Origin of the sequence: Pseudomonas sp. KBS0710, from assembly GCF_005938045.2 — a bacterium.
Classification (GTDB): domain Bacteria; phylum Pseudomonadota; class Gammaproteobacteria; order Pseudomonadales; family Pseudomonadaceae; genus Aquipseudomonas.
On the sequence record NZ_VCCF02000001.1, the window covers coordinates 4,530,418 to 4,555,960 of the forward strand.

Annotated in this window: 19 protein-coding genes; 5 read left to right on the forward strand and 14 right to left on the reverse strand. The window is 59.8% G+C overall.

All coding sequences use genetic code 11. From position 1 onward, the window contains the following. Window positions 1-131 precede the first annotated feature (131 nt). From FFI16_RS20840 to FFI16_RS20865, 6 genes are read right to left on the reverse strand one after another with little or no spacing between them, the layout of a single operon-like run. Entirely contained in the window at window positions 132-1,529 is a 1,398-nt protein-coding gene (locus FFI16_RS20840) for a sigma-54 dependent transcriptional regulator (RefSeq protein WP_056858830.1), read from the reverse strand. Then, entirely contained in the window at window positions 1,519-3,297 is a 1,779-nt protein-coding gene (locus FFI16_RS20845) for a HAMP domain-containing sensor histidine kinase (RefSeq protein WP_138816619.1), read from the reverse strand. Before FFI16_RS20845 ends, FFI16_RS20840 begins: the two co-directional genes overlap by 11 nt. Beyond that, window positions 3,297-4,421, reverse strand: coding sequence for a GNAT family N-acetyltransferase (locus FFI16_RS20850; RefSeq protein WP_138816621.1), 1,125 nt, complete (start codon window positions 4,419-4,421; stop codon window positions 3,297-3,299). The genes FFI16_RS20845 and FFI16_RS20850 overlap by 1 nt, the downstream gene beginning before the upstream one ends. A 9-nt stretch (window positions 4,422-4,430) precedes the next feature. Then, complete coding sequence (locus FFI16_RS20855; protein WP_138816623.1) at window positions 4,431-5,306, reverse strand: carboxylesterase; 876 nt, start codon at window positions 5,304-5,306, stop codon at window positions 4,431-4,433. Continuing rightward, complete coding sequence (locus FFI16_RS20860) at window positions 5,303-6,697, reverse strand: aspartate aminotransferase family protein (protein ID WP_138816624.1); 1,395 nt, start codon at window positions 6,695-6,697, stop codon at window positions 5,303-5,305. The genes FFI16_RS20855 and FFI16_RS20860 overlap by 4 nt, the downstream gene beginning before the upstream one ends. Continuing rightward, window positions 6,690-7,400, reverse strand: coding sequence for an MtnX-like HAD-IB family phosphatase (locus FFI16_RS20865; RefSeq protein WP_138816626.1), 711 nt, complete (start codon window positions 7,398-7,400; stop codon window positions 6,690-6,692). The genes FFI16_RS20860 and FFI16_RS20865 overlap by 8 nt, the downstream gene beginning before the upstream one ends. Before the next feature lie 226 nt (window positions 7,401-7,626). Here FFI16_RS20865 and FFI16_RS20870 point away from each other — a divergent pair, with 226 nt between their 5' ends. Continuing rightward, a complete protein-coding gene (locus tag FFI16_RS20870; RefSeq protein ID WP_138816628.1) occupies window positions 7,627-8,397 on the forward strand; it encodes a MipA/OmpV family protein in 771 nt (256 codons plus the stop codon). An 11-nt stretch (window positions 8,398-8,408) separates the two neighbouring features. Here FFI16_RS20870 and FFI16_RS20875 read toward each other — a convergent pair whose 3' ends face one another. Together FFI16_RS20875 and FFI16_RS20880 are read right to left on the reverse strand one after the other, a co-directional pair. Continuing rightward, window positions 8,409-9,062: a DsbA family oxidoreductase gene (locus tag FFI16_RS20875; protein WP_138816629.1), complete on the reverse strand. Its 654-nt coding sequence runs from the start codon at window positions 9,060-9,062 to the stop codon at window positions 8,409-8,411. Window positions 9,063-9,119: 57 nt separating this feature from the next. Beyond that, entirely contained in the window at window positions 9,120-10,139 is a 1,020-nt protein-coding gene (locus FFI16_RS20880) for an alpha/beta fold hydrolase (protein WP_138816631.1), read from the reverse strand. Window positions 10,140-10,318: 179 nt separating this feature from the next. On the opposite strand from FFI16_RS20880, the gene FFI16_RS20885 reads away from it, so the two are divergent. Both FFI16_RS20885 and metR read left to right on the forward strand, forming a co-directional pair. After that, complete coding sequence (locus FFI16_RS20885) at window positions 10,319-15,928, forward strand: dermonecrotic toxin domain-containing protein (protein ID WP_138816633.1); 5,610 nt, start codon at window positions 10,319-10,321, stop codon at window positions 15,926-15,928. A 78-nt stretch (window positions 15,929-16,006) separates the two neighbouring features. Next, the gene (metR, locus tag FFI16_RS20890; RefSeq protein WP_056858838.1) at window positions 16,007-16,924 is read left to right on the forward strand and encodes a transcriptional regulator MetR; all 918 of its coding nucleotides are present in this window, start codon (window positions 16,007-16,009) and stop codon (window positions 16,922-16,924) included. A gap of 54 nt (window positions 16,925-16,978) precedes the next feature. Here metR and FFI16_RS20895 read toward each other — a convergent pair whose 3' ends face one another. The 6 genes from FFI16_RS20895 to FFI16_RS20920 form a co-directional block, all read right to left on the reverse strand. Then, the gene (locus FFI16_RS20895) at window positions 16,979-17,485 is read right to left on the reverse strand and encodes a GNAT family N-acetyltransferase (protein WP_138816635.1); all 507 of its coding nucleotides are present in this window, start codon (window positions 17,483-17,485) and stop codon (window positions 16,979-16,981) included. Next, window positions 17,479-17,889 carry an NUDIX domain-containing protein gene (locus FFI16_RS20900; RefSeq protein WP_138816637.1) on the reverse strand — a complete coding sequence of 137 codons (411 nt, stop codon included), beginning with the start codon at window positions 17,887-17,889 and terminating at the stop codon, window positions 17,479-17,481. The genes FFI16_RS20895 and FFI16_RS20900 overlap by 7 nt, the downstream gene beginning before the upstream one ends. Before the next feature lie 166 nt (window positions 17,890-18,055). Beyond that, complete coding sequence (locus FFI16_RS20905) at window positions 18,056-19,396, reverse strand: HD domain-containing phosphohydrolase (protein ID WP_138816639.1); 1,341 nt, start codon at window positions 19,394-19,396, stop codon at window positions 18,056-18,058. A 168-nt stretch (window positions 19,397-19,564) separates the two neighbouring features. Then, window positions 19,565-19,837: a type B 50S ribosomal protein L31 gene (locus tag FFI16_RS20910; RefSeq protein WP_138816641.1), complete on the reverse strand. Its 273-nt coding sequence runs from the start codon at window positions 19,835-19,837 to the stop codon at window positions 19,565-19,567. A 100-nt stretch (window positions 19,838-19,937) separates the two neighbouring features. Further along, entirely contained in the window at window positions 19,938-21,263 is a 1,326-nt protein-coding gene (locus FFI16_RS20915) for an APC family permease (RefSeq protein WP_138816643.1), read from the reverse strand. Window positions 21,264-21,451: 188 nt separating this feature from the next. Then, on the reverse strand, window positions 21,452-22,273 hold the full coding sequence (locus FFI16_RS20920) for a carbon-nitrogen hydrolase family protein (RefSeq protein ID WP_138816645.1): 822 nt from the start codon (window positions 22,271-22,273) through the stop codon (window positions 21,452-21,454). Between the two features lie 93 nt (window positions 22,274-22,366). Here FFI16_RS20920 and FFI16_RS20925 point away from each other — a divergent pair, with 93 nt between their 5' ends. After that, window positions 22,367-23,131: a LuxR C-terminal-related transcriptional regulator gene (locus FFI16_RS20925; RefSeq protein WP_138816647.1), complete on the forward strand. Its 765-nt coding sequence runs from the start codon at window positions 22,367-22,369 to the stop codon at window positions 23,129-23,131. A gap of 101 nt (window positions 23,132-23,232) precedes the next feature. Then, window positions 23,233-25,491, forward strand: coding sequence for a glycoside hydrolase family 3 N-terminal domain-containing protein (locus FFI16_RS20930; RefSeq protein ID WP_138816650.1), 2,259 nt, complete (start codon window positions 23,233-23,235; stop codon window positions 25,489-25,491). Window positions 25,492-25,543 lie beyond the last annotated feature (52 nt).

A 25,543-nucleotide genomic window follows, 5' to 3' on the forward strand; every position in this document is an offset into this window, starting at 1 on the left:
ACACCTCGGTTAAACCTGTGGGAGCTGGCTTGCCTGCGATAGCGGTATTTCTGTGCCAGATGAGTTGGCTGATACACCGCCATCGCAGGCAAGCCAGCTCCCACATTTGGTTTCATGGTGAGCCTGATAGATCAGCGGATGATCTTCTCGACCTGAATCCCCAGTTTCTTCAGCCGATACCAAAAGCTTCTCTCGGAAATCCCGATCTTCGCCGCCGCCGCAGCCTGCACGCCGTTGCTCTCGTTCAACGCCGCCATGATGTAGGTTTTCTCGACCTCAGCCAGCGCCGCATCCAGGTCCGCAGGCACGCCCGGTGTGTCACCGAGCAGCGCCGTCACGCCGTCTTCTGCAGGTTTGGACGCAAACAGGTAAGCCGGCAGGTCAATGTCCTCGATCACCGGCGAAGCCGCCACGATGGTCGCCCGCTCCACACAGTTTTGCAGCTCACGGATATTACCCGGCCAGTGGTAGGCCGCCATCGCCTGCAACGCCTCGGGGCTGAAGCCGGTGATGCGTTTGCCGGCGGTAGCGCTCAGGGTCTGGGCGAAGTGCCGGGCCAATGGCACGATGTCTTCGGCGCGCTCGCGCAGTGCCGGCAATGGGATCGGGAATACATTGAGGCGGTAATACAGGTCTTCGCGAAACTCTTTATTGGCCACCGCATCCAGCAGGTTCTTGTTGGTGGCGGCGATTACGCGCACGTCCACCTTGCGCTCGCGGGGGTCGCCCACCGGCTCGATCACGCGCTCCTGCAGGGCCCGCAATATCTTGGCCTGCAACGCCAACGGCATGTCGCCCACTTCATCCAGAAACAAGGTGCCCTGGTCGGCCTGCATAAAGCGCCCGACCCGGTCGGCCACGGCGCCGGTAAACGCGCCTTTGCGGTGGCCGAACATCTCGCTTTCCAGCAGGCCTTCGGGGATGGCCGCGCAGTTGACCGCCACAAACGGCTTGTCGGCGCGGCTGCCATGTTTGTGAATCGCTCGCGCAACCATTTCCTTACCGGTACCGCTCTCGCCGGTCAGCAGGATAGTGGCGTTGCTGTCGCGTACCGAATCGACCGCGTGCAGCACCTGGCGAAACGCCGGGCTGTCGCCCACCAGGCTGTCGAACTGCGCATGGTGATCCAGCTCGGCGCGCAGGCGTGCGTTGTCGCGCATGATGTCGCGAAACTGCAGGGCCTTGGCCACAGTGATGTCCAGCTCGTCGATATCGAACGGCTTGGCAATATAGTCATAGGCGCCATTGCGCATCGACTGCACGGCGTTTTTTACCGTGCTGTAGGCGGTCATCACGATCACCGGCAACTCGGGGAAGCGCACTTTTATCTCGGCCAGCAGCGCCGGCCCGTCCATGCCCGGCATGCGCCAGTCGCTGATCACCAGGTCGATGTCTTCCTGCTCCAGCACCTTGAGTGCGTGCAGACCATTGCCAGCGGTAAATACCTGAATGCCGTTCTGGCTCAAGGCCGATGACAGCAAGTCGCAGAGCTTGGGCTCGTCGTCGACTACCAATACGTTATGCGTCATGAACTTCCTCATCGTCGCCGTCGTCTTCGCCATGGGCCGGAATGTACAGGCTGAAGGTGGCGCCGGCATCTTTCTCACTGGCACATTCAATGCTGCCGTCGTGACTTTCCATGATCGAATAGACTTTAGCCAGCCCCAAGCCCGTACCGGAGGCCTTGGTGGTGACGAATGGTGTGAAGATGCGCTCGATCATATCGGCCGGAATGCCTTGGCCGGTGTCGGCAATGCTGATCACCGTGTTGCCGTCCACGCTGCGAATGCCCAAGGTCAGGCGCCCGCCTTCGGGCATCGCGTCGATGGCGTTGAGGATCAGGTTCAGGCACGCCTGCTTGAGTTGCTTGGCATCGGCATACATTGTCGCGCCGGGCGCCTGGTCATCGATGTGCGCATCGATGTTATGGGTGGCCAGCTCCGGGCTGCAAAAGCCGAGAATTTCTTCCACCACCGGGCGCGCCGCCTGCAACACACGCAGCGGCGGGTTGGGCTTGGCGAAATCCAGAAACTCGGTGATCAGGTCGTTGATGCGGCTGACTTCGCTGATCACGTATTCCAGGTGGCGCTTGTCGGTGTCCGGCAGGTCGACACGCCGGTGCAGCAGTTGGGTGGCGGTCTTGATGATGCCCAACGGGTTGCGAATCTCGTGCGCCAGGCCCATGGCGACTTCGCCCAAAGCATGCAGGCGGTCGCGGCGGCGCAGTTGCGCTTCAAGGTGATGCAGCTCGCCCAGGCGCTCGGTCATATGGTTGAAGGTGCTGCTCAGTTGCGCCAACTCATCGCCGCCGGTGACCAATACACGGTGCTCGTAACTGCCCGAGATCACTGCGTCCACGCCTTGGGACAAATCGCGCAGCGGTTTGGTCAGGCGGCGTGACACCAGCACACCGGCGCCCAGGGACAACGCCGAACTCAGCAGGAAGATCAGCACGAACAGATTGCTCTGGTTCACCAGCCCCACCAGGCTGGTGTGGCGCAACAGGCCGCTGAAGATCACGCCTTGCAGGTCGCCGGCGTCATTGAAGATCGGCCAGTACAAACCGCTGTAGTTATTGGTGAACTGCTCACTCGGCTGCTTGGTGGCGCGCATGGCCGTTTCGACATTCTTCGGGATGCGCGAAGGGTGGTTTTCAAAACGCTGGGTCGAGAAAATCTCGGAAAAACCTTGAGGGTTGGCCAGGTACAGGCGCAGGTCGAGGGAATGCACATCGGCCACGCTGGTGAGGAAGCTGCTGTCCAGGTACGTGGCCACCAACAGCAGATAATCGACGCCCTCCTGGGTGGTTTCAAAGGTCGAGACCACCAGGCCGGTGGTCACGCCGGCCACTTCGACGGTCTGCAACACGGCGTTGCTGGTCAGGTTGATCTGCTTGACCACATCGTCGGCGGCGGTGCTGAACACCACTTTGTGGTCACTCACGCGGATCAGCGCCACCACATCGATATCGGTGGCGTCGGCGATGTCGGCGGTCAGGCGGTCATGCTTGGCCGCTTGCTTGCTCGACGGCGGCGCGGTGTAGCGCAGGAACAGTTTGGCCATGCGCGCGTTGTCATGCAGGATGTCGCCGATTTCGTCCTTGACGATCTTGGTCGACTCCTGCAGCCAGATGCGCACGTTGCTGTCGAAAATCTGCGACAAGGTGGTCGCCGCCAGTTCGGCCGCGATCATGGTCGGGATAACGCTGACCAACCAAAACGCCAGCACCAGCTTGCGCTGGACGCTCCAACGCGAAATGGCAAAGGGGCGGGCTTTTTGGCGGGTCTTGGTGATCATCAGGTTTCGCTTATCGCAGCAGCCATGGCAGGGTCGGAACGGTCCGGTCTTATGTACATTTTCACGAGTTTGAGCAGGCCGTTGACCAGCCGGTTACGGTGACGGAAGAACATGCTGTTGCCCTGGAACTCGCACCCCAGGCGCAGCTTACTGGCATAACCCTCCTGACCGCACTCGTACAGCGGGATCTTGTGTGCAATACAGTAGTCGACATTGGTCAGCCAGTAGCGAAAGTACAAACTGTACTCACGGCTGAACTCACGGTCATGCCCGAAAAACTTGTCGACCAGCCGGTGCTGGTCCAACAGCACCAGGTTGAACGCCACCAGCCGCTCATCCACCCAGTAAAGAGCACAGACCGCACGCCCTTGCAGCTGTTCAAGTATGCCGGTGAAATAACGCGCCGGCAGGCGTTCGAACTGCAAATCGGCGCGGCTGAGCGTGTCTTCGTACAGGCGCATCACCTCGGGCAACACGTCATCAATGGTGTGCCGCCATTCGACCCGTGGGCCTGGCGCGCGCAACTTGCGGCGCAAGTCTTTGCGGGTCGCCTTGCACAGCGAGCCCAGGTAGGCGTCCACCGAGCCGTAAGGCACCGTCAGCCAGCCGCTGGGTAAGCTTGGCATGCTCTGAAAGCCTGCCTGGCGGCAATTGTCTGCCCAGTCCAGGTCATGGGTCGGCACGTCTTTGACCGCCACCAGGCCAATCCCGAAGGTATTCGCATCCTCGCGTGCCGCCTCGAGCAAATGCCTGATCAACAGTGGGCGCTGCTCCTGGGGCACGTGGCTGGCGAAACCCGCGTCGCAACGCTCGGCCACCGGCGAGCCGATGGCGTACAGCTGCAAGCGCAAAACACCCGGCCACAGTCGCTCCAGGCGCTCGGTAAAGCGCTTGCCGGCGCCCGACACCGTGGTGTCGAGGCGATAATAAGTGATGAACGCGGCGGCAACGGCCACCAGCGTTTCATCGTCGTAAATGGCCAGGTAACGCCACTTGAAATCATCGATCGCGGCGTTTTCCACGGCAACGTAAAAATCCCAATCCTCCAGGGCTGCGGGAAAGCAGTCATTCCAGGCGCAACGCGGGATGGCCCGGATAGTCGAGAAGGCTTGGGCGGTAATCACGTCTAGTCCTTAGGCTGATGCCCGCTGTCGATAATCCACGGGCGCCTGCACAGCCGGAGCGGCGTGTTGCTCGACAAATTCTGCGCTCAACTCGATCACCCGGCGGTATTGCAGGTCGACGGTGATCATGTGGTAGCAGTTATCCAGCAGAATCTTGGTCACCGGGCCGCCCAAGTGACGCTCGACGTAATCGGCGTTCCAGCGGCTGGTGATGTCGTCCTCGATGGAGTGCAACACCAGCGCCGGCACCTTGACCTCGGGCATGCGTTTTTTGACCACGGCGTTCATACGGTGCAATTCGCGCACCGTGATGCCCTCCATGGTCAGCAAACCGGCCTCGCTGCTTTCGCCTTCCTTCATCTGACGCTCGACGATGGCCCGCAGGCGCTCGTTCTTGATGCCGTAAGGCGGCTTCTCTTCGAAGCGGCAGATGTGCACGCCGAACGGGATCTTCATCAGCAACGGCGTCAAAAACGCCAGCTTGTGAATGCTCCAGCCGTCGTACTTCAAGGTGGTCGAATACATCAACAGCCCGGCCACTTGCCCTGGGTGCTCGGCGGCAACGTACATCGACATCACCGCGCCCATGGACAAGCCACCGACAAACACTTGCGCGTGGCGCTGCTTGACCTGCGCAAACGTCTTGCGCACGCCTTCGTACCAGTCCAGCCAGCCGGTGGCCTGCAGGTCGCTGTTATCGCCGCAGTGCCCCGCCAGCGTGGGCACGTACACCGTGCAGTTACCGGCCTTGGCCAGGCCTTTGGCGACCTGGCGCAATTCCGTCGGGGTGCCGGTCAGGCCGTGGATCAACAGGATCCCGACCGGACCTTCACCGAGAACGAAGCCGGCATCACCTTCACCGAGGTCGATCCCGATGGCGTTCACCGCGTGGTCGCCCGCACCAGCAGTTGCTCGAGGAGTTTCAGGCCCAGGTCGATTTCCGGGTAGCTGATTTCCAGGGACGGTGCCAGGGTGATCACGTTTTTGTAGTAGCCGCCCACGTCGAGGATCAGGCCGAGTTTCTGGCCATCCACGATCATGTCGCCCTTCATGCCTTCTTCGACCATGTAGTCCAGGGTCGCCTTATCCGGCGTGAAGCCATCCGGGCCGCAGATTTCGCAGCGCAGGGCCAGGCCCAGGCCGTCGACGTCGCCGATGATCGGGAAACGTTTCTGCAGGTCTTGCAGGCCTTCCAGGAAGTATTTGCCCTTGGCCATGACCATCGCGCCGTAGTCGACTTCGCTGGTCATCTTGAACATTTCCAGGCCTACCGCCGTACCCAGTGGGTTGGAGGCGAAGGTGGAGTGGGTCGAACCTGGCGGGAAGATCTTCGGGTTGATCAGCTCTTCACGGGCCCAGATGCCGCCCAGCGGGTTGAGGCCGTTGGTCAGCGCCTTACCGAAGACGATCACGTCCGGCTGCACGTCGAAGTGTTCGATCGACCACAGTTTGCCGGTACGGTAGAAGCCCATCTGGATTTCGTCGGACACCATCAGGATGCCGTGCTGATCCAGCACTTGCTTCAATTCGCGGTAGAAGTTCATCGGCGGGATCACGTAGCCACCGGTGCCCTGGATCGGCTCGACGTAGAACGCTGCGTATTCGCACTGGTTGGTTTTCGGGTCCCAGACGCCGTTGTATTCGGTCTCGAACAGACGCGCGAATTGCTGCACGCACTGGCTGCCGTACTCTTCTTTGGTCATGCCTTTAGGACCGCGGAAGTGGTACGGGAACGGGATGAAGTTGGCGCGTTCGCCAAAGTGGCCGTAGCGGCGACGGTAGCGGAAGCTCGAAGTGATCGACGAAGCGCCGAGGGTACGGCCGTGGTAGCCGCCTTCGAAGGCGAACATCAGGCTCTTGCCGTTGGAGGCGTTACGCACCACTTTCAACGAGTCTTCGATCGACTGCGAACCGCCGACGTTGAAGTGCACGCGACCGTCGAGGCCGAATTTTTTCTTGGCGTCGACTGCGATCATTTCCGAAAGCTCGATCTTGCCTTTGTGCAAGTACTGGCTGGCGATTTGCGGCAGGGTGTCGATCTGCTGTTTCAGCGCGTTGTTCAGGCGCGGGTTGGCGTAGCCGAAGTTAACGGCCGAGTACCACATTTGCAGGTCGAGGTAGGCCTGGTCTTCGGTGTCCCACACGTAGGAGCCTTCGCAACGGCTGAAAATACGCGGTGGCTCGATGTAGTGAACGGTGTCGCCGTAGGAGCAGTATTTGGCTTCTTTATCCAGAAGAATCTGGTCTTCGGCAGTAGCGATACGAATATCAGACATGGTGGAAGAGTTCCTGATTTTCAACAGAGAGGTCGGCGGTAAAGGCGCCGGAGTTAGCGGCGATGCCTTGTGGCAACGCGGCAAGCAATGCGGGCAGTTCGGCAAAGGTGTCGAAGCGCGCATGAGCAATGTTGTTGGCTTCGCAGTACTTGGCGAGGCTGCCTTTGGCGAAGACGAAGTCGGCGGTGGAAGCCACGCACATGTCGGACTTGCCGTCGCCGATCACCAGCACACGCTTGTTGCGCGGGGTGGATTTGCATTTGCAGTTGCCGGAGGCGGCGCGGCAGGCGTCGCTGGAATACGGGAAGTCGATGCGCCAGCTGTTCTGGTCGACCTGGCGCAGGCGGTTGGCGAGGATCGGCAGCAAGGTCACGTAGTTGCGCGACAAGATGCGCGCGATGCCCTGCTCGATGCCGTCGCTGACCACTTCGATGGTCGCGCCCAGGCCCATGACGTGATCGACGAAGTCCGGGAAGTCCGGGTCGATTTCAACGCTGTCGAAGTACGCCAGCAGTTCAGCCGGGGTGGCCTTGATCAGCGCCAGTTGACGGCTCAGGCATTCGCGGGAACCGATATGCCCATCCAGCCATTCCTGTTCGATGGTTTCCCACTCGGGGCCGGCGAAGCGCTGGAGGACGTTGTCGATGACGTCGGTGGGGGTGATGGTCCCGTCGAAGTCGCACACGATATGCCACTGGATCATTGCGTTTACCTTGAGGAGCAGCGCTCTATGCGCTTGTGCCAAGGGGTATTGCAGAGACTGTGCCAACTGGCCAAAGCCCAGCGGGGCTGGGGTTTTGGTCGATATGCAGGGGGTTTTGTGTCGCAGGAGCTACAATTTTTGTAGCTTGCTACAAACAAGATGAGTGCTTGCGTCAGGGAGGCTCTTCGCGCGTGAATGCGCGCAAGTTCAGATAAGGAAACGCTCCATGTTCAAGGTTACTTCTGCTGTATTCGCCGGCTTGCTGGGGCTGTGGAGTTTTTCCAGCACGGTATGGGCCGAAGGCATCAGCGGCGAAGTTGGCGCGGGCGTCAGCTACCAGCCCCACGACCCGACAGGCAGCCGCTACGAAACCCGGCCGATTCCCTACTTCGATCTGGACTGGGGCAATGTGAGCCTGGGCACCGACGATGGCCTGACCTGGAGCGCACTCAATACCCACGGTTTCACCGCCGGCCCGTATATCAATTACTTGCCGGGGCGCACGGCAGATCGTTCGCTGCGTGGCTTGCGTGATGTGCCGGACATGGCCGAAGTCGGGGGTTTCATCCAGTACGCGCCGGCCGAGTTCTGGCGCGTGTACGCCCAGGTCGGCCAGGCCGTCGGCGGTCCGCGTGATCAGAGTGGCGTGTTGGGCAAGGTCGGTGGCGAGCTGGGCTACCCGCTGGGCGGCGGCATTATCGGCAGCACCGGCCTGATGGCGCATTTCGCCGATGCGCGCCAGACCCAGGCGTTTTTTGGCGTTGATGATAAGGAGTCAGCGGCGTCCGGCATCCGCGCTTATAACGCCAGCGCGGGCTTTCAGAACCTGACGCTGACCCAGAGTTTCGAGTTCCCGCTGGCGAGCCATTGGTCACTGTTGACCAGCGCCAGTTGGACACACCTGGTGGGCTCGGCGGCCAACAGCAGCATCGTCAAGGAAACCGGTAACGTGAACCAGGGCCAGGTGCAGACGGCGATCAGCTACAAGTTTGACTGACGCATCGAGCATCAGGCCTTGGCTTCCTGGATGATCTGGCGAATCGCCCCCACAAAGGCTTCCGCCGGTTGCCCACCGCTGACCGCGTACTGGTCGTTGAACACGATGGTGGGTACTGACGTCACACCCCGTGTAATCCACAACTCTTCCTGCTCGCGGACTTCAGCAGCGTATTCGTCAGACGCCAGAATTTCAGCCGCACGCTGGATATCCAGCCCGACACTCTCGGCGATGATCGCCAATGTCGCGTGGTCGGACGGGTCTTTCCCATCACTGAAATACGCCTTGAACAGCGCTTCCTTGAGGTTGTACTGCAACCCTTCAAGCCCCGCCCAATGCAGCAGCCGGTGTGCATCAAAAGTGTTGTAGATGCGGCTCTGCCCGTCCGTGCGAAAAGCAAAGCCCAGCGCTGCGCCCATGTCGCGGATACGCTCACGGTTGGCCTGGGATTGCTCGGCAGTGGAGCCGTACTTTTCAGTGATGTGCTCGACGATGTTCTGCCCTTCGGCCGGCATCTTCGGGTTCAGCTCAAACGGCTGGAAATGAATCTCGGCCTGCACCTCGCTGCCCAGTTGGTCGAGGGCTTCGGTCAGGCCGCGCAGGCCGATGATGCACCAGGGGCAAGACACGTCGCTGACGAAATCGATTTTCAGGGGAGTACTCATGGCAGGCAACCTCGCTGGCAGTTATGTGCGCCGTAAAGGTTGCACCATACACCAACTTCACAGCACCTTCGAAGGCTCGCCCAGGTCAATCTGCGCCCAATGCGCGGCATCTTCGCGATGGGCTTTGAGATACGGCAACACCGCCGTCAGCAGCGGCGCCTTGAAGGCTTCCTGGAAACGGTGGGCCATGCCCGGTATGAGCTTCAGCTGGCTGCCCTGGATATGCGCGGCCAGGTGTACGCCGTGCATCACCGGCAACAGCGGGTCGGCGGTGCCGTGTACCACCAGGGTCGGCACGCGTAATTGGTTGAGCAAGGGCACGCGGCTCGGCTCGGCCAGAATCGCCATGATCTGGCGCTTCACGCCGTCCGGGTTGAAGGCACGGTCGTAGGACAGCGCCGCCTGGTGCAGCAGCGCCTGGCGATCATCTTTGACGTTGGGGCTGCCCAGGGCTGCGAGCAAATCGGCTTGTTGCTCCAGCGCCACTTCACGGTTCGGCGCACTGCGCCGCGACAGCAACTGCACCAACGCCGCGTTGGGCGCCGGCAGGCCTTCGGCGCCGGAGCTGGTCATTACCAGCGTCAGGCTTTCGACCCGCTGCGGCGCCATGGCCGCCAGGTGCTGGGCGATCATGCCGCCCATGCTTGCGCCCAGCACGTGGAATTGCTGGACCTGCAGCGCGTCCATCAAGCCCAGTGCATCGTTGGCCATGTCGGTCAATGTGTACGGCGCTGCCACCGGCACGCCAAGCTTGTAGCGCAGCACTTCGAACGTCAGGTTGGCGCTGGCCGGCGCCTGGCGCCACGTGGACAAGCCAACGTCACGGTTGTCGTAGCGGATCACCCGAAAACCCTGTTCACACAAGGCCACCACCACTTCATCCGGCCAGTGGATCAACTGCCCGCCCAGGCCCATGACCAGCAGCAACGCAGGGTCGGACGCACGGCCGATGCTCTGGTAGGCGATGCTCACCTTTTCCAGGTCGACCGTTTGGGTCGGGACATTGACATCACATCGAGAAGCCGCAAAGGACGGCAGGCCGAACAATAGAGCGGCCAGTAAGAACAACACGCGCATGAAAAACACCGAAACGCAGAACCCCAGTAGAGCGCGAGTCTGATGAAGTTTGTTCAAGCGCGCTGCCACAGTTGCGTGACAGTTTGATGAATGCCGCTCAATGGTCATCCGATATCTATATCTAGCCATGGGTCATGGCGATCGCTCTCTAATCATTTTTTAATGCAAGAGTCACGACCATGACCGACACCCCTGGCCTCAACTTGTACGATTTCGGGTTGGCGCAGCTTTTACCCGCAAACGTTGATGAAAACTTGCTGCTGGACGCTACACAGCGCTGGCGAGACTGCTGCAATGGCATGCGCGAGCTGATGGCTGGCACGCCAACAGTGCGCACCGTGGTCAACCAGATGCTCCAGGAACACCTGCAACTGGACGGCGAGCACGCCGGACTGAGATTCCCCGCCACTCAAACACGCGGATCCAGCATCCTATCCATAAACGAAGCCTGCATTTACATGCAGCAACACCCCGCCCTGGATACGACACAAGTGCCCCAAGGCGAACTCATCTATTTGCCAAACAACCACCGGCTTGCAGGGTATACGGTGCCGATGCTGCTGGATGAACTCAAAGGGCTGGACCTGGAACAGGCCATCAAGGACGCCTGGCACCGGCATTTTTTGAACAATCGGGCGCCCAACCAACCCGTGTCCTGTCGTACAAGGGCCGCCGAGTTTTACAAGATCCACTTCGAGGCCTCGGGCCAGGCAATGCTGAGCCAGGGTTCGATAAACGCTACGGCGCTCAACCCGATGTTTGCCATTATCGATCCGCTCCTGGCAGAGCCCGGGACCAAAAATATCTGCACCGAACAAATCATGCTCAAGCGTACCGCTGGCGAGGCACTCGTCCTGCCTGGATCATGGGTGCTGACCCTCGATACCGATCAGCCGGTCAGCCAATTGGTGTACTTGCCCACTCATCAACCGGCGTGGCACACGTTCGCAAAACGTACCGACATGGAACGCTGGGTGATCGATCAGCAACAGGTCTTGTTTTCGACCGCAGACTCCGACCCCCTGGCCACCGTTGAGTACCGCCTCAAGACCCACCTTCTGGAAACCGGTATCGGCGACTGGCTTACTCTATTAGCCGACGCCCAATACCGCGAGGCAATCAAGCCCGTCCCGGGTATCGAAATCGAAAATGCCCACCTGGCGCGACACCCCATCGAAGCGTTTGACAAACAGCGTCAGAGCCAATCGCTGTTTGCCCAAGCGCCTGAACCGCCGACGCCCCGCCCTCTTGAGGACGATACGCTCACGCAGTTCGGCCTGCTCTACTCCAGCCTTCCATTGAGCCAACGCCAGGCCCGGGTGCTGCAACAACGCACAGCCCTGGACGCCCTGCCAGGTGAAGGTGCTCCAACTGCCAACCGGAACACGCACCTGTTGCAACTCAAGCAGAAACTCGATGATCTGCGGGTACAGCAGCAAGCTGCAGCTGTTGCGGCACGTCTTATGCTGGAAAGACGCACCGCCGACTTCGCGACACTCAATACCCAATTTACCGCTCTTTACAATGCGCGCGTGGCGGGGCTAAGAATCGAAGCGCAGATTCAACAGGCGCTGAACCAGATCAGCGCCGATGAGCTGAAACTGCTGGAGGTCATCCTTGATTCACCCGTGTTCGAAGATCGCCTTGTTGAAGTGGCAGCTTATTCAATGAGTCTCTCGGTCACCGAAAAGACAAATTCCACTATAAAAATCACTGAGAGCGAGCTCAAAGGGCCGCTGGTGTTCACTGCCGCAGCAGCCTCGGAATCGCAGCCGCCATCCGCCGCCAGTTACCTGGTTTACTGGCCTGGCACCGGCGGAGCTTTGCAACGCTTTGCTTCCCGACAGGCCTTGCAAGAGGCCCTGTTTAACATTGCGCCGCAGGACGACCAGCTTGCCCTGGTGCTCAAGGAGCTGACCGGCAACCCCTTTGAGTACAGCCTCAGGCTTCAGCAGGCGGATTTCGAAGAACATGCAGCGCAATTGCGCTCAACCCACTCCACCCCGGAAGAAGCCGACACACTGGCCAAAAGCCTGAAAAAGCTACGCGAAGCGACCCTCGAAAAACTTCTGGTACCCGAACACAGCGCCCGCGAAGCGGCCTTTTTGGAGATCGTCGAACAGAACAACAGCAGCCACCTGGCGGAAAAACTGCCGACCTGGCTGGTCACGCAAACCAAGGAACAACAAGAGGAACTCAACGCTCGGTTAAGGGATTACATTCCGGCGCTCAAGCGTTTCCACGCCCTGGTCGTTCAATCCCTGCCCTCACGTGATGCGTTCGTCAGACTCAAGATTGATTCACGCTTGCGCAAAGACTTCGCCGTCACCAAGGGTTTTACCGTACAGCTGGATCTGCCTGATTCGACAAGAGATATCAGAGACCCCGTAACCGGCGGCAGCGCAGTGGGCGGAACCGCAGTCAAGATAACCACCACGCCCAGCCTGGCGCGCAGCAAGATATCCCTCGATGAACTGGCCTTGAGAAACATCGACACCGTTATGGGCAAGCGGCTGCACTACATGACCCTGGACGTGACGGCTGACGACAGCGCCGAACTCAGCAGGCTCAAGACCGGCATTAACCCTGAATACGTGACCAAGATGGTCCGCGACCTCAACCTGGCCGCAGCCTACGAAACATTGATATACCAAGCATTCAGGGGCCGCCCTCAGGAGTCCGCGTTCCAGTTGGACTACCGCCGTGAATGCCTGACTGAGCCGCTGCGCTTGATGCTCCAGGTTCAGGGCCTGGTAGCGTTCATGCAAAACCATATCAACACCGAAGAGTTGCAGGTCTGGGACGCCGCGATCAAAGCCGATACGCGCAAAGCCTGGGAAGTCGGCACCAAACGTATTGCTCTGCTGCCTGCCACCTTGGTCGACGACAGCGACAACAATCGCTATGGCACGGTCACCCTCTCAGGCATCAGCTTCATTCAGGAGAAAACCTCCGGGGTGACGTTACTTTACTTGCCCGATGCGCCGGACGATCGATGCCTGCGGCGCTTCGACAGCCTGGAACTGGCGCGCAGGAAACTGTTTGATCTATGCCGTCTCGACACCATGGTCAAGTATGTGGCAAGCCGAGCGTTGACCGGGGAGGTCCAATCTCACATCAACCGTATTGACCGGGCCACGGCCAAAAACTATAACGCGATCATTGGCATCGGCTTTCCCTGGCCGGCCACCACCTCCCTGGCAGCCCATCAGTTGGATGCCCACATGGGTCGCCTGATTGAGAGCAATCGAAATGACGCACGCTCCAATGAGGACCTGGCGGACGAGAAATACGCGCTTAAAAGCGGTCAATTGGTCAATGGCATCAAAATCGCGTTGGGTTTTATTCCACTGATTGGTACCGCGGTCTCGCTGGTCGATGCCGGCACCAGTCTGTATGCGGCCGTCGATGCCTTCAGGAAAGGCGACATGCACCATGGCATTGACCAACTGGCATCGGTGTTCGACAGCCTGGTCTATGCGGGTATGGACACCTTGACGTTTGCCGCCCTGCCCTCATCACGGCCCGCCACCGCAAAAGCCTTGATGCAGCAGCACCAACGCCAACACGCTTGGCGACCTGAGTTCTGGCGCAACCTGAAATCACGCGGGGTAAAGAAAACCACCGCTCACCGTTTCGCGGGCTACGAATTCGATCAACCGCTTGAGTCTGGCAGCCTGCAGCCTGTGCACACAGGTCCATATCGCCATACATTGCGGCACACCTCCGGGGAGCATTTCATCGCCGATGCTGGAAACTATTTCAAGGTGAAGTTTGACCGCACGACGCATGAAATGCGCCTTCTAGCCAAGGGCAAATACTACTCGCCGGTCATCGCGTTGGACGAAACGCTGGAGTGGAACACTTACTCGGCGCTGCATGGCGGCCACCTGACCGCTTATGGCGGCGGCAGCGGACGAGGGCAGGGAACATCGCGTGCGGGTACGAGCAGGCCAGCCGCCGTGGAGCAGCAGACACCGCCAATGGTCGCCAGCGCCCTGACGCAACGTCAGGCAATCATCAACAACATTGGTAAGCGCGCCAAAAATCTCACCGAACAAGCACTGGCGAACAACCTGAAAGCACAGGAGCTGGAGGTTCAATTCAAGAACTCCACCACGACAGGCACCACATCCAAGCACCGAGCGACCAAGGACCTGGACAGCCTCCTGATCAACGACGTCGAAAGCGGCAAGCAGCTATACGCGTTATATGACACAGCCGCTGGCCTCCAGGGCGGTACCTTGAACCAGGTGCTCGCCAGAACCAAGGACTGGACCGCCATGGTAGTGGGTACTCGTTACGCGCAGATGGGCGTGAATATTCAGCGAAGGTTGATTGGCTTGCGGGATGACTTCATTGCGCTGACGGACCTCATGAAAGCAAAGCGGCCTATCGATGCTGAATACCTGAACGCTGAGAAAGCGCTCAGAGAGTGTCGAATCAACATGCTCAATGAGTTGAAACAGATGGACATTGCGCTTACCAACATGGAAACCTGGCGCAAACGCATAACCCTTTCAGACCATAAGCCGATCTTTAACGAGGCCGCATCCTCGCTACAAGAAAACTTCACCCTGCAGCGCGTGCAGGCAACGCAGGCCGAATTGTTGTTGACACTGCTGCACGGTGAGCGCGACCCCTTGAACATTAGCTGGATCTATCAAGAAAGGTTGCTAAAACCGGCCCTTAGCAAGCTGCATCGCGCCATCACCGCCCACCGGGACCTTCCCGAGGCCAACATCAGCAGGGCCCAGCGCAACCAAGTGCTAAGCAATACCCTGGAGGTCTATAAGCAGCTTCACCTCGACCTGACATCCTGGAACGCCGTTTCCCCGAGCCACTTTGACGCAAGCTATGTGTCACAACTACTGGACACCCTGACCCAATTGATGGAGCGAGCCCGCAAAGGTATAAAAGGGGCGCACACAAAGGGCCAGCCAAAGCACACCAAATCCCTCTTTGAAACCGAGGATGGGCAGATTCTGGTTGGCACTGAAAAACCAGCGCAACAGCAATCACCGAGACGCTTCATCGTTAATGACAGCGAGGGCAAACCCGTCGAGGTGTGGGATCAAATCTCCGATAGCTCGAAGTACCGCTTGAATACCGAACTGAGCCAACCCAAGACTGCGCCCCCGGCGCTGCCGAGCGACCTTGCCACCACGCTGACCGAAGCCGAATCCCGCTTAGCCGCAGTGGATGCCTTCGAAAACACAGTCCGCTCTTACAAAACAATGGAGCCGGTCAACCTTGAGCACATGCTGGTCAGTGAAGCCCAAGCATTGGAGTTTCGAGCCAACCAGCTCCAGGGCCTGTCCCCCAATCACTCGCTGATCGAACAACTACGCACCCGGGCGGCGCCCCTCAGGCCCGCCGGACAAGCCCTGCGTATCGAGCGCACGCTGGCCAGCAAGGCACCGACTGAAGGCTATCTGGACTACCTGAAGGAAATGAACCGCGTGGAGATCCGCAAAGTTGGCATCCGCCGCAAGCTGACACAAAAACGCCCCGACGGAGAAACCGACTACTTGCAGGAATATGCCATTCACGACGCAACCAAACCGAAAGACAAACCCATCTGGTTCGCCCACTTTCACTATGTGAAGGCCGACTCGGCGTTCGACACCTTTGCCAAGGCGCATCTGAAAATTCCTGAGCAGCAGTATCAAGGCCTGCACTGGCAAATGAAGATGGATGGGCGAGGTTTAAAATTCGCCGACTTGAAAATCTGGCGCGGCAATATCGATAAACTCCTTGCAAAGAAACATTTCGAGGCCCTGAACTGACTTAAATGACGCAACGGCCAACATGAATGGTTTTCAATGTCTTATCATTAAGCACAAAATTCATTCATGGAGGCCTCCGTGCTGGAAATCCGCCACCTCAAGACCCTGCACGCCCTGCGCGAAGCCGACAGCCTGGTCGAAGCTGCCGAGCGCCTGCACCTGACGCAATCGGCGCTGTCCCACCAGTTCAAGGAACTGGAAGAACGCCTGGGCATGCCGCTGTTTGTGCGCAAGACCAAGCCGCTGCGCTTCACCAGCGCCGGCTTGCGCCTGTTGCAACTGGCCGATGCCACCCTGCCCTTGCTGCGCGGCGCCGAGCGCGACATCGCGCGGCTGGCCGGTGGCACCGCAGGGCGTTTGCACATGGCTATCGAATGCCACAGTTGCTTCCAGTGGCTGATGCCGACCATCGACCAGTTCCGCGACGCCTGGCCGGAAGTCGAGCTGGACCTGGCCTCAGGCTTTGCTTTCGCGCCGCTGCCGGCCCTGGCACGTGGCGACCTGGACCTGGTGGTGACCTCCGACCCGTTGGAACTGCCGGGCATCACTTATGTGCCGCTGTTTACCTACGAAGCCATGCTGGCCGTGGCCAACCAGCATGCGTTGGCGAACAAGTCGTACATCGTGCCGCAGGACCTGCTCAGCGAAACCCTGATCACCTATCCGGTGGAGCGCGACCGCCTGGACATCTTCACGCGGTTCCTGGAGCCCGCCGACGTGGAACCTGCCCAGGTGCGCACCTCGGAGCTGACAGTGATGATGATGCAACTGGTTGCCAGCGGCCGCGGCGTGTGCGGCATGCCGCATTGGGCGCTGCATGAATACAGCTCGCGCGGTTATGTGAAAGCCAAGCGTTTGGGCGAGAAGGGTTTGTTTGCGACGTTGTATGCGGGGATCCGTGCGGACATGCTCGATGCGCCATACATGCGCGACTTCTTGCTGACGGCGAAAGACACGTCGTTTTCGACCCTGGATGGCGTCAGCGCCGTGCGTTAATCACGCACCCAGGTGAAAACAATGAGGACTCTACTGTGGTTCCCCTATGGAATTTCAGTCGGCTCTGAGTTCACGCCACATGTGGATCTTGTCGAAGTACTCGATTCCCACCCGCACCGCCAACGGCTCCAGGCCGTACTGAATAAAACCGCAGCGCTGGTATAACGCAAAGGCTGCGTCGTTGCCGGCAGTGACGGTCAGTTGGATCACTTTGACGCCGGGTTGGCAGCGCGCCGCACTGAGCGCCGCCTCCACCAACTGACGGCCCAGGCCTTTGCGCTGATAAGCCTCGGTCACGTACATGCCGAACAGCGTGACTTTGTGTCGGGCCTTTTCCCGAGGTTCGAAGGCCAGGCCGACAATGCCGGCCAGGGTGTGCCCTTCAAAAGCGCCGAGCACCTGATCCAACGGGCTCTGTATGCGTTTTTCCCACCAGCTCAACGGCATTCGCGCGCGCTCCGCCACGCTGGAGGTAAACGCCTGGGGATAAGCGCCGTAAGCCTCCAGCATCACCACCCGATAAGCCTCGGCGTCATTCGCCTCCAGCCTGCGAATCAGCATGGGGTGAGCGACTTTCGATAAAACGGCAGGATCAAATCGCGGGTCAACGGCGCCAGGTGCAAACCACCCTCACCGGCCGGGTCGATCCAGCGCACTTCTTCAATCTCGGCCGCAGGCGTCACCGGCACGTCGATGTGTACTCGGAACAGCTCGGCTTGCACGGTAAAACCCGGCTCGTTGGCGGCAGGCGCCGAGAAGTTGCCCAAGTACACGGCGTCACTCGGGGCGATACGCAGGTTCAGTTCCTCGTACAGCTCACGGGCCAGCGCCTCGACAGGTTGCTCACCGGCATCGATCTTGCCGCCGGGCTGCATGAACGCCTGGGTGCCACGTTTGCGTACCAGCAGGGTTTGGCCGTCGCTGCCAATCAAGAGGGCGGCGGCGATGCGGATGATGGAGGTCATGCAAAAGTCTTCCTTGAAGGTAAAGACGCAAGGATCACACGGCCACATGCACGCCGCAATCCACTGTGGGAGCGGGCTTGCTCGCGAAAGCGGTGTGTCAGTGACAGATGTAATGACTGACACACCGTATTCGCGAGCAAGCCCGCTCCCACATTTTTGATTGTGTTTAGCCTGGGATGATCGCGTCTTCCTTGATGAACACGCTATAGCGCGCGCCCTCCATGGTCTCGAACGCAATCAACTTGTCCACCAGCGGCAGGTTCAGCACCTTGCCGGCATTGAGCAGCAACATGCCGTTGTCGGCATTGAGGTTGCGCGCCAGCACCATGCCTTCGGCCAGCTCGCGGGTACCCAGCACTTTCACGCTGGGGTCGCCCAGCGTCACGTCATTGAGGTAGGTGGCGCACACCAGCACGAAGTCTTCGACCATAAGCGGGTCATACAGCCTCCCGGCGTACTTGCGGATGTACAGCAGCGCTTCGTCGCTGTTCATCTGCCGCTCGAGGATCAGGCCTTTTTGCAGCTCGATAAAGTCCACCGCGAGTTTGAGCAGGCGTGAACCGGCGGGAATCGCTTCGCCTTTGAGATGGTCGGGAAACCCGCTGCCATCCCAGCGTTCCTGGTGATGGCGGATCAGCCGCGCGGCATCTTTCATCGGCTCCAGGGTCATCAACAGTGATTCACTTTGGGTGGCATAGGCGCGATAGCGTTCACGGTCGCTGCTGTGCAGCAGGTCCGAAGGCGAGGCCATCATGCTGTCGCTCCAGCTCAGCTTGCCGATGTTGTAAAGCGCGGCGGCCATGGTCAGGTCGCGGTTGCTCGCTTCATCGACGCCGTGGGCCACACACCAGGTGCGCACCAGTTCGATGATCTGCCGGTTGGTTTGTTTGGCGCGCGGCAGGCGCAGGTTAGCCAGCAACGAGAACACTTCAGTGCCGGTGGCGTAGCTGTGCTTGAGCTCCTCGTAGGCAAGGTCAAGCATGTCGGCGGTTTGCTGCAGCTCGCTGGTGCGCGAGGCCACGCGCTTTTCCAGGCTGGCGTTGAGCTGCTTGAGTTCATCGTTCTGCTGCTGGATCAGCTGTTCCAGGCGCCCGCGCTCACGCTCGGAATGCTGGTGAGCCAAGGACTGGCGCAGGGCCAACAGCAACTCCTCATCGTTCCAGGGTTTGCTCAGGTAACGATAGATCTGGCCTTCATTGATGGCTTTGATGATCAGCGTCAGGTCGGTCTCGCCGGTCAGCAGGATGCGCACGGTGTGTGGGTAGTGTTGGTGGATGTGCGCCAGCAACGAGGCGCCGTCCATGTCGGGCAGGCGTGCGGCGCTCATCACCAGGTCGATCGGTTGGCTGGCGAGCAGCGCCAGGGCCTCGGCGGCGCAGGTGGCGCTGTGCAGTTCGAAGGGTTCCAGGCGCAGCAACTGCGTGAGGCTGTGCAATACGTCCGTGTGGGCGTCAATCAACAGCACTACGGGGCGGTCGGCATCGGTGAAAGTAACGGACTCTCCCATGGGACACCTCGGATCGTCGGTGTGCGGTCCTTATGCTCTGGGTCTGCCTTCCTGGCGTTTACCGAGTAGTTTAGTCGGTTTCTCGGAAAAGTAATGGCGTTACGATATCAATGCAAAAAAAAGCCGCTCCAGAAACGGCAGCGGCCTTCGAGGTGAAGCACAAACGCCTCACGCCTCGGTTTTTTTCGGGCTCGACCCAAACGAAGCGAAACGCTTGTTGAACCCGGCAATCCGGCCTTCGACCTGGGTCTTGCGCTGCTGGCCGGTGTAGATCGGGTGCGAGGCGCTGGAGACGTCCAGCGGGATATACGGGTAAGTGTTGCCGTCGCTGTGTGTGTGGGTGCGATCGCTGTCAGCGGTGGAGCCGATCAGGAAGAACACGTCGGCGGCGGTATCGTGGAACAGCACGGTGCGGTAGTCGGGATGGATACCAGCTTTCATAAGGCCTCCGGGGCGTCTGGGTGCGATTTAAGCGTTATACAGTAACACAAATCATGCACCCAAACGAGAACCGATTGCAATAAGAATAGGCCGGCTGCTTCTATGCCGCTTCCTGGAAGTCCATTTCCGGTGGTTGCTTGGAGAAACCGCGCGTGAGAAAGCCCAGGTACACCAAGCCAATCGCCAACCACACCGCGCCCAGGTAAATCGCCAAGTGATCAAGGCTGACCATCAGCCACACGTCCGCCAACAGGCCGATGGTCGGGAATACCAGGAACAGGATCAGCTCACGCACACCGCGCTCTTTGGCGCCGATCCAGTAGTGAAAGATCACCGACAGGTTCACCAGGCTGAACGCCAGGAACGCACCGAAGTTGATGAATGAAGTCGAGGTGGTCACGTCGAGTTTCAACGCCAGCAAGGCCACCACCGCACACAACAGGATGCTGTTGACCGGCGTACCGAAGCGCGCATGCAAGGTGCCGAAGAACGACTTGGGCAACACGCCGTCGCGGCCCATGGCAAACAACAGCCGCGAGCCGCTGGCCTGGGCCGACAGCCCCGAGGCGAACTGGCCGACGATCAGGCCGATCAGGAAGATCGACACAAACAGGTCACCGCCCACATTGCGGGCAATCTCGTAGGCCGCCGAATCCACATCGGCGAATTCGAACGACGGGTGGGCGATCTGCACAAAGTACGAGACACCGACGAAGATCAGGCCGCCGATCAAGGTGATCAACATGATCGCCCGTGGGATGGTGCGGCGTGGGTCGCGGGTTTCTTCGGTGAGGGTACTGACCGCGTCAAAGCCCAGGAACGAATAGCAGGCGATGGCCGCGCCGCTCATGATCAGCGGCATATGCATCTGGCCGTTGAAGAACGGGGCAAGCGTCCACAGTGGCTTGCTCGCGTCACCGCCGATGTAGTGGATGCACAACGCGACAAACGCGATCAGCACCAGAAATTGCACCAGCATCAGCAGCGCGTTGATGCCGTTGGCGAGCTTCAGGCCGATGATGTTGATTGCTGTGGTGATACCGATAAACGCCAGCACCCACACCCACTGCGGTACCGCCGGGAATGCCGAATGCAGGTACGCAGCGCCGATCAGCCAGATGGCCATGGGCAGGAACAGGTAGTCGAGCAACACCGCCCAACCGGCGATAAAACCCAGCTTGGGGCTGATGGCCTTGCGCACATAGCTGTAGGCGGAACCGGCGACCGGGAAAGCCTGGGCCATGCGCCCATAACTCATGGCGGTAAAGAACATCGCCACCAGCGCCGCCAGGTAAGCGGCCGGGACCATACCGCCGGTGGATTGCGCGAGGATGCCGAAGGTGCCGAGCACAATGATCGGCGTCATATAGGCGATGCCAAACAGCACCACCGACCCTAACGACAGGGTGCGTTGCAAACGAGCCATGAGCGATTCTCCGCTGATTTATTAGATTTATGGCAGAACTAAAGTCGGTGAAGCAGGAGTCATTGTTCTTATTGATCGTTCCCACGCTCCGCGTGGGAATGCAGCCCAGAACGCTCTGCGTCGGCTCTTGAACGTCGTGACGCAGAGCGTCACCGCAGGCATTCCCACGCAGAGCGTGGGAACGATCATCAGTGCCGGGGGATCAGCAATTCGCGCGTCCCATCGCTGCGTTCAATCACCTCGCCGGGCAATTTCAAGCGCTGGTCATCCAGGTAGCGGTAGTCCTTGCGAGCTGCCACCAATTGGTCGAGATCCAGCTCGACGGCGAATTGCCCTTCCTCACGCCCCGCTTCAAACAGCAAGGTGCCGATCGGGTCCACCAGAGCGCTGCCACCGGCGAACAACAGGTCGCCGTCGCCCTCTTCGACCCGGTTGACCATCAACGCAAACGCCTGGTTTTCCTGGGCGCGAGCCATGATCGCGGTGCGGTGCGTGGGGCCATAAGGGTCCATGTTGCCGTTGGTGACGATCAGCAGTTCGGCGCCCAACTGCGCCAGGGCGCGGGCGGTTTCCGGGAACTCGATGTCGTAGCAAATCAGCAGGCCGACGCGCACGCCGTTCCACAGGCAAGTGGCGTAACGATCACCGGCGGTGAATACGCCGCGATCCGAAGCCCACAGGTGGGTCTTGCGATAACGCAGGGCGATGCCGTCGGGCGTGATCAGCAAGGTGGTGTTATAGAATTGGCCACCGTCGTACTCGGCCATGCCGATGACCACGGCGATATTGCGCGCACGGGCCGCCTGGATAACCGCGTGTACGGTGGGGCCGTCTACCGGCTCGGCAATATCTGCGACGGTCTCGGCCGACGGGAAACCCATCAGGTGAGTTTCCGGGAAGACGATCAGTTGCGTGTCGGCAGCGCACGCAGCAATGGCCGCCAAGGCGCGCTCAAGGTTGTAAGCTGTACCGTTATCGCGGCCTGCCAATTGGGCAAATTCGACCTTCATGGGTATTCCTTGTTCTTTATCTGTGCCGCAGTATGCGCAGCCAACACCGGCCAGGGAATTACGCGGCCGAGGTAACCCGATAGGGGTAGATTGATGAGCATGACGCTGCAAGACATCGCCTGGCACCGTTCGGTGGGGCAAATGATAGACGCCCTGGACCAGCCCAATTTCTGGACCCAGCTTGTGCGGCTGTTGGACCAATACGTGCCGTCCGACAGTTGGGTCGCCTTGTTGTTCAGCAGTGAGCACCGCCCGCTGGTGTTCGCCGAATGCCCAGGCGCCGACGGCACGCCGGACCATCTGTTCCAGGACTACCTCAACGGCCTGTACCTGCTCGACCCGTTCTACATCGCCAGCCGCGACCACGCGCACACCGGCCTGTTGCGCCTGGCGGAAGTGGCGCCGGAGCATTTCGAGCTGACCGAGTACTACCAGCGCTACTTTCGCCTGAACGTGGTGGCCGATGAAATCCAGTTCAATTGCCACCTGCCGGACGGGCGCACCCTGTGCCTGTCGCTGGGTTCGAAACAGCGTTTTGACCCACAGCAAATTGCCCTGCTGTCACTGATCCAGCCGTGGGTGGTGAGCCTGCTGCGCCAGCGCCTGCCCCATGAACTGAACCAGGTAAGCGCGCCGCAACCGCCGATTCAAAAGGATGACTGGGGCGCACAACTCACCGCCCGCGAGCTGGATGTAGGCCGTTTGATGCTCAGCGGTTGCTCCAGCAAGGAAATCGCCCGTAAGCTGGAAATCTCCGTTGAAACCGTGAAAGTCCATAAGAAACACATGTACAGCAAGCTAGGAATCAAATCCCAGTCGGAGCTGTTCTCGATCTTTCTTCAGGCGCAAAACGCCTGACCGTTTGTCTGAAACCGTTGATGAACTGTTATTTCTGACAGTAGCTGGGTTTGCCTGCGCGCTGAACACTTATGTGCATATTTCGGCCAGCGTTGATACCCATGTCTACTCGCCTCTTGATGCTATTACTGAGCTTTTTGGCCTTGGCAGCAACCGCCCAGGATGATGTTGTCGAACGCCTACTGGCGCAAATGACGCCGGAGGAAAAAGTCGCCCAACTCAGCCTGCTCGGCAAGGAAACACCGACCGGCACTGTCGTTGATCAAAACGGCTTGGAAGAACGGCCAACGATAACCGTCGGTTCTGTCATCGGCGCCTACGGTGCCGACCTGACTCGCCAGCTGCAAGTACAGGCCGTACAAGGTTCACGCTTGCATATACCGCTGTTGTTTACCCTTGATGTCATTCATGGCTTTCGCACCGTGTTCCCGGTGCCACTGGCGGAGGCTGCGGCCTGGGACCCTGATCTGACGCAACGAAGTGCGCGCGCGTTGGCTGTTGAAGCCACCGCCAGCGGTGTGCACTGGACCTACGCACCCATGGTCGACATAACGCGTGACCCACGCTGGGGGCGCGTGGTGGAGGGTGCAGGTGAAGACCCGTTTCTCGGCTCGATCCTGGCCGCTGCGCGAGTGCGCGGTTTTCACGGCTCAGGCCCGCCTGACACCTCGTACATGATGGCTACCGCTAAACACTTTGTTGCCTATGGGGCTGGCGAGGGCGGCCGGGATTACAACATCGCCGATCTGTCGGAACGAACCTTGCGGGAGATCTACCTGCCCCCCTTCCAGGCGGCCGTAGCCGCGGGCGTCGACGCGATCATGCCCGCCTTCAGCGAGGTCGCCGCTACGCCCATGCACAGCAACAACGCTTTACTGACAGGGCTGTTGCGTCAAAAGTGGGGCTTCACCGGTATTATCGTCAGCGATTACACCGCCATAGAGGAACTGATCCTGCACGGCATCGCCCGCACCCCATCCGATGCGGCATGGCTGGGCTTTAACGCTGGCGTGGATATCGAAATGGCCAGCCAGACCTACCGGCAACACCTGCCGACGCTCATACGCAACGGCCAGGTTTCAATGGCAGACGTGGATGAAGCCGTGCGTCGCGTACTCAAGGCCAAGCAGCGCCTGGGACTGTTTGAAGACCCTTACCGCTACAGCGACCCGATCCGCGAAGCCAATAGCGCGGACCTGCCGCAGCATCGTGCTCTGGCCCGTGAGGCGGGGCAAAAGTCTATCGTATTGCTGAAAAACAGCGGTCAATTGCTGCCTCTGTCGAAGAAACTAAGCCGGGTGCTGGTGGTCGGCAGCCTGGCCACAGATGCTGCCGCCTCCATCGGCCCGGCGTCCTGGCCAGGCACACCCATCGGCGCGGTAACCGTTCTGCAAGGCATACAAAACGCCGTCTCCACCAACACCGATGTAACCTACCTGCCCGGCGCCTCCCCCGGCAACGCCGACAGCCAAGGTATCGCGGCGGCCGAAAAAGCCGCCCGCGACGTCGACGTAGTGGTCGCCGTACTGGGCGAAAATGCCGAGCAAAGCGGCGAAGGTCAGAGCCGCGCCGAACCTGGCTTGCCCGGCGGCCAGGAGGCGTTATTGCGCGCGCTTCTGGACACCGGAAAACCCGTGGTAGTCATCCTTATGAACGGTCGCCCATTGGTGTTCACGTTGCCCCTTCAACAGGCACCTGCATTGCTTGAAACCTGGTTTCTCGGCAGCGAAATGGGGCATGCCGTGGCGGATGTGCTGTTTGGCGATGTAAACCCCAGCGGCAAATTGCCGATCACTTTCCCACGCAGCGTCGGGCAGATCCCCCTTTACTACGCACATAAAAACACCGGCCGCCCCAACAGCAATGCCGACGGCTCGCCCGACAGGTACAGTTCCAACTACATGGATATCAATCAGGCGCCAGCCTACCCATTTGGCTTTGGCTTGAGCTATACGACGTTCAGCTACTCAACGCCCAAACTGAATAGCACCCGGCTTGCGTCCACCCAAACCCTGACCGTCGAGGTCACCGTCACCAACACCGGAAAGCGTGCCGGCGACGAAATCGTCCAGTTGTACCTGCGCGATGACGTCGCCAGCGTGACCCGTCCCGTCCGCCAACTGCGTGGGTTTCGAAAAGTGCACCTGGCCCCCGGCGAGGCGCGGAACGTGACCTTCACCCTCGATCAAGAGGACTTCGCCCTCCTGGATATGAACCTCTCGCCAGTGGTCGAAGCGGGCACCTTTACCGTCTTCGTCGGGGCCGACTCGACCGCCACCCACCAGGCGCAATTCGAGGTCACCGATAGCCGCCAGTTGTCTATTCCGGGCCAGTCTGTCCTACAGGTGCGGCCAAACTGATTATTCCCACAGGTTGTCTATGGTTTCCGTACAGGCGCAGAATGGCCGATCG

Excerpts from the sequence above, each read along its gene's own strand:
- FFI16_RS20840 (WP_056858830.1), bottom strand. The coding sequence starts at position 1,529 with ATGACGCATAACGTATTGGTAGTCGACGACGAGCCCAAGCTCTGCGAC.
- FFI16_RS20845 (WP_138816619.1), bottom strand. The coding sequence starts at position 3,297 with ATGATCACCAAGACCCGCCAAAAAGCCCGCCCCTTTGCCATTTCGCGT.
- FFI16_RS20860 (WP_138816624.1), bottom strand. The coding sequence starts at position 6,697 with ATGTCTGATATTCGTATCGCTACTGCCGAAGACCAGATTCTTCTGGAT.
- FFI16_RS20865 (WP_138816626.1), bottom strand. The coding sequence starts at position 7,400 with ATGATCCAGTGGCATATCGTGTGCGACTTCGACGGGACCATCACCCCC.
- FFI16_RS20870 (WP_138816628.1), top strand. The coding sequence starts at position 7,627 with ATGTTCAAGGTTACTTCTGCTGTATTCGCCGGCTTGCTGGGGCTGTGG.
- FFI16_RS20875 (WP_138816629.1), bottom strand. The coding sequence starts at position 9,062 with ATGAGTACTCCCCTGAAAATCGATTTCGTCAGCGACGTGTCTTGCCCC.
- FFI16_RS20880 (WP_138816631.1), bottom strand. The coding sequence starts at position 10,139 with ATGCGCGTGTTGTTCTTACTGGCCGCTCTATTGTTCGGCCTGCCGTCC.
- FFI16_RS20885 (WP_138816633.1), top strand. The coding sequence starts at position 10,319 with ATGACCGACACCCCTGGCCTCAACTTGTACGATTTCGGGTTGGCGCAG.
- FFI16_RS20895 (WP_138816635.1), bottom strand. The coding sequence starts at position 17,485 with ATGCTGATTCGCAGGCTGGAGGCGAATGACGCCGAGGCTTATCGGGTG.
- FFI16_RS20900 (WP_138816637.1), bottom strand. The coding sequence starts at position 17,889 with ATGACCTCCATCATCCGCATCGCCGCCGCCCTCTTGATTGGCAGCGAC.
- FFI16_RS20905 (WP_138816639.1), bottom strand. The coding sequence starts at position 19,396 with ATGGGAGAGTCCGTTACTTTCACCGATGCCGACCGCCCCGTAGTGCTG.
- FFI16_RS20910 (WP_138816641.1), bottom strand. The coding sequence starts at position 19,837 with ATGAAAGCTGGTATCCATCCCGACTACCGCACCGTGCTGTTCCACGAT.
- FFI16_RS20915 (WP_138816643.1), bottom strand. The coding sequence starts at position 21,263 with ATGGCTCGTTTGCAACGCACCCTGTCGTTAGGGTCGGTGGTGCTGTTT.
- FFI16_RS20920 (WP_138816645.1), bottom strand. The coding sequence starts at position 22,273 with ATGAAGGTCGAATTTGCCCAATTGGCAGGCCGCGATAACGGTACAGCT.
- FFI16_RS20925 (WP_138816647.1), top strand. The coding sequence starts at position 22,367 with ATGAGCATGACGCTGCAAGACATCGCCTGGCACCGTTCGGTGGGGCAA.
- FFI16_RS20930 (WP_138816650.1), top strand. The coding sequence starts at position 23,233 with ATGTCTACTCGCCTCTTGATGCTATTACTGAGCTTTTTGGCCTTGGCA.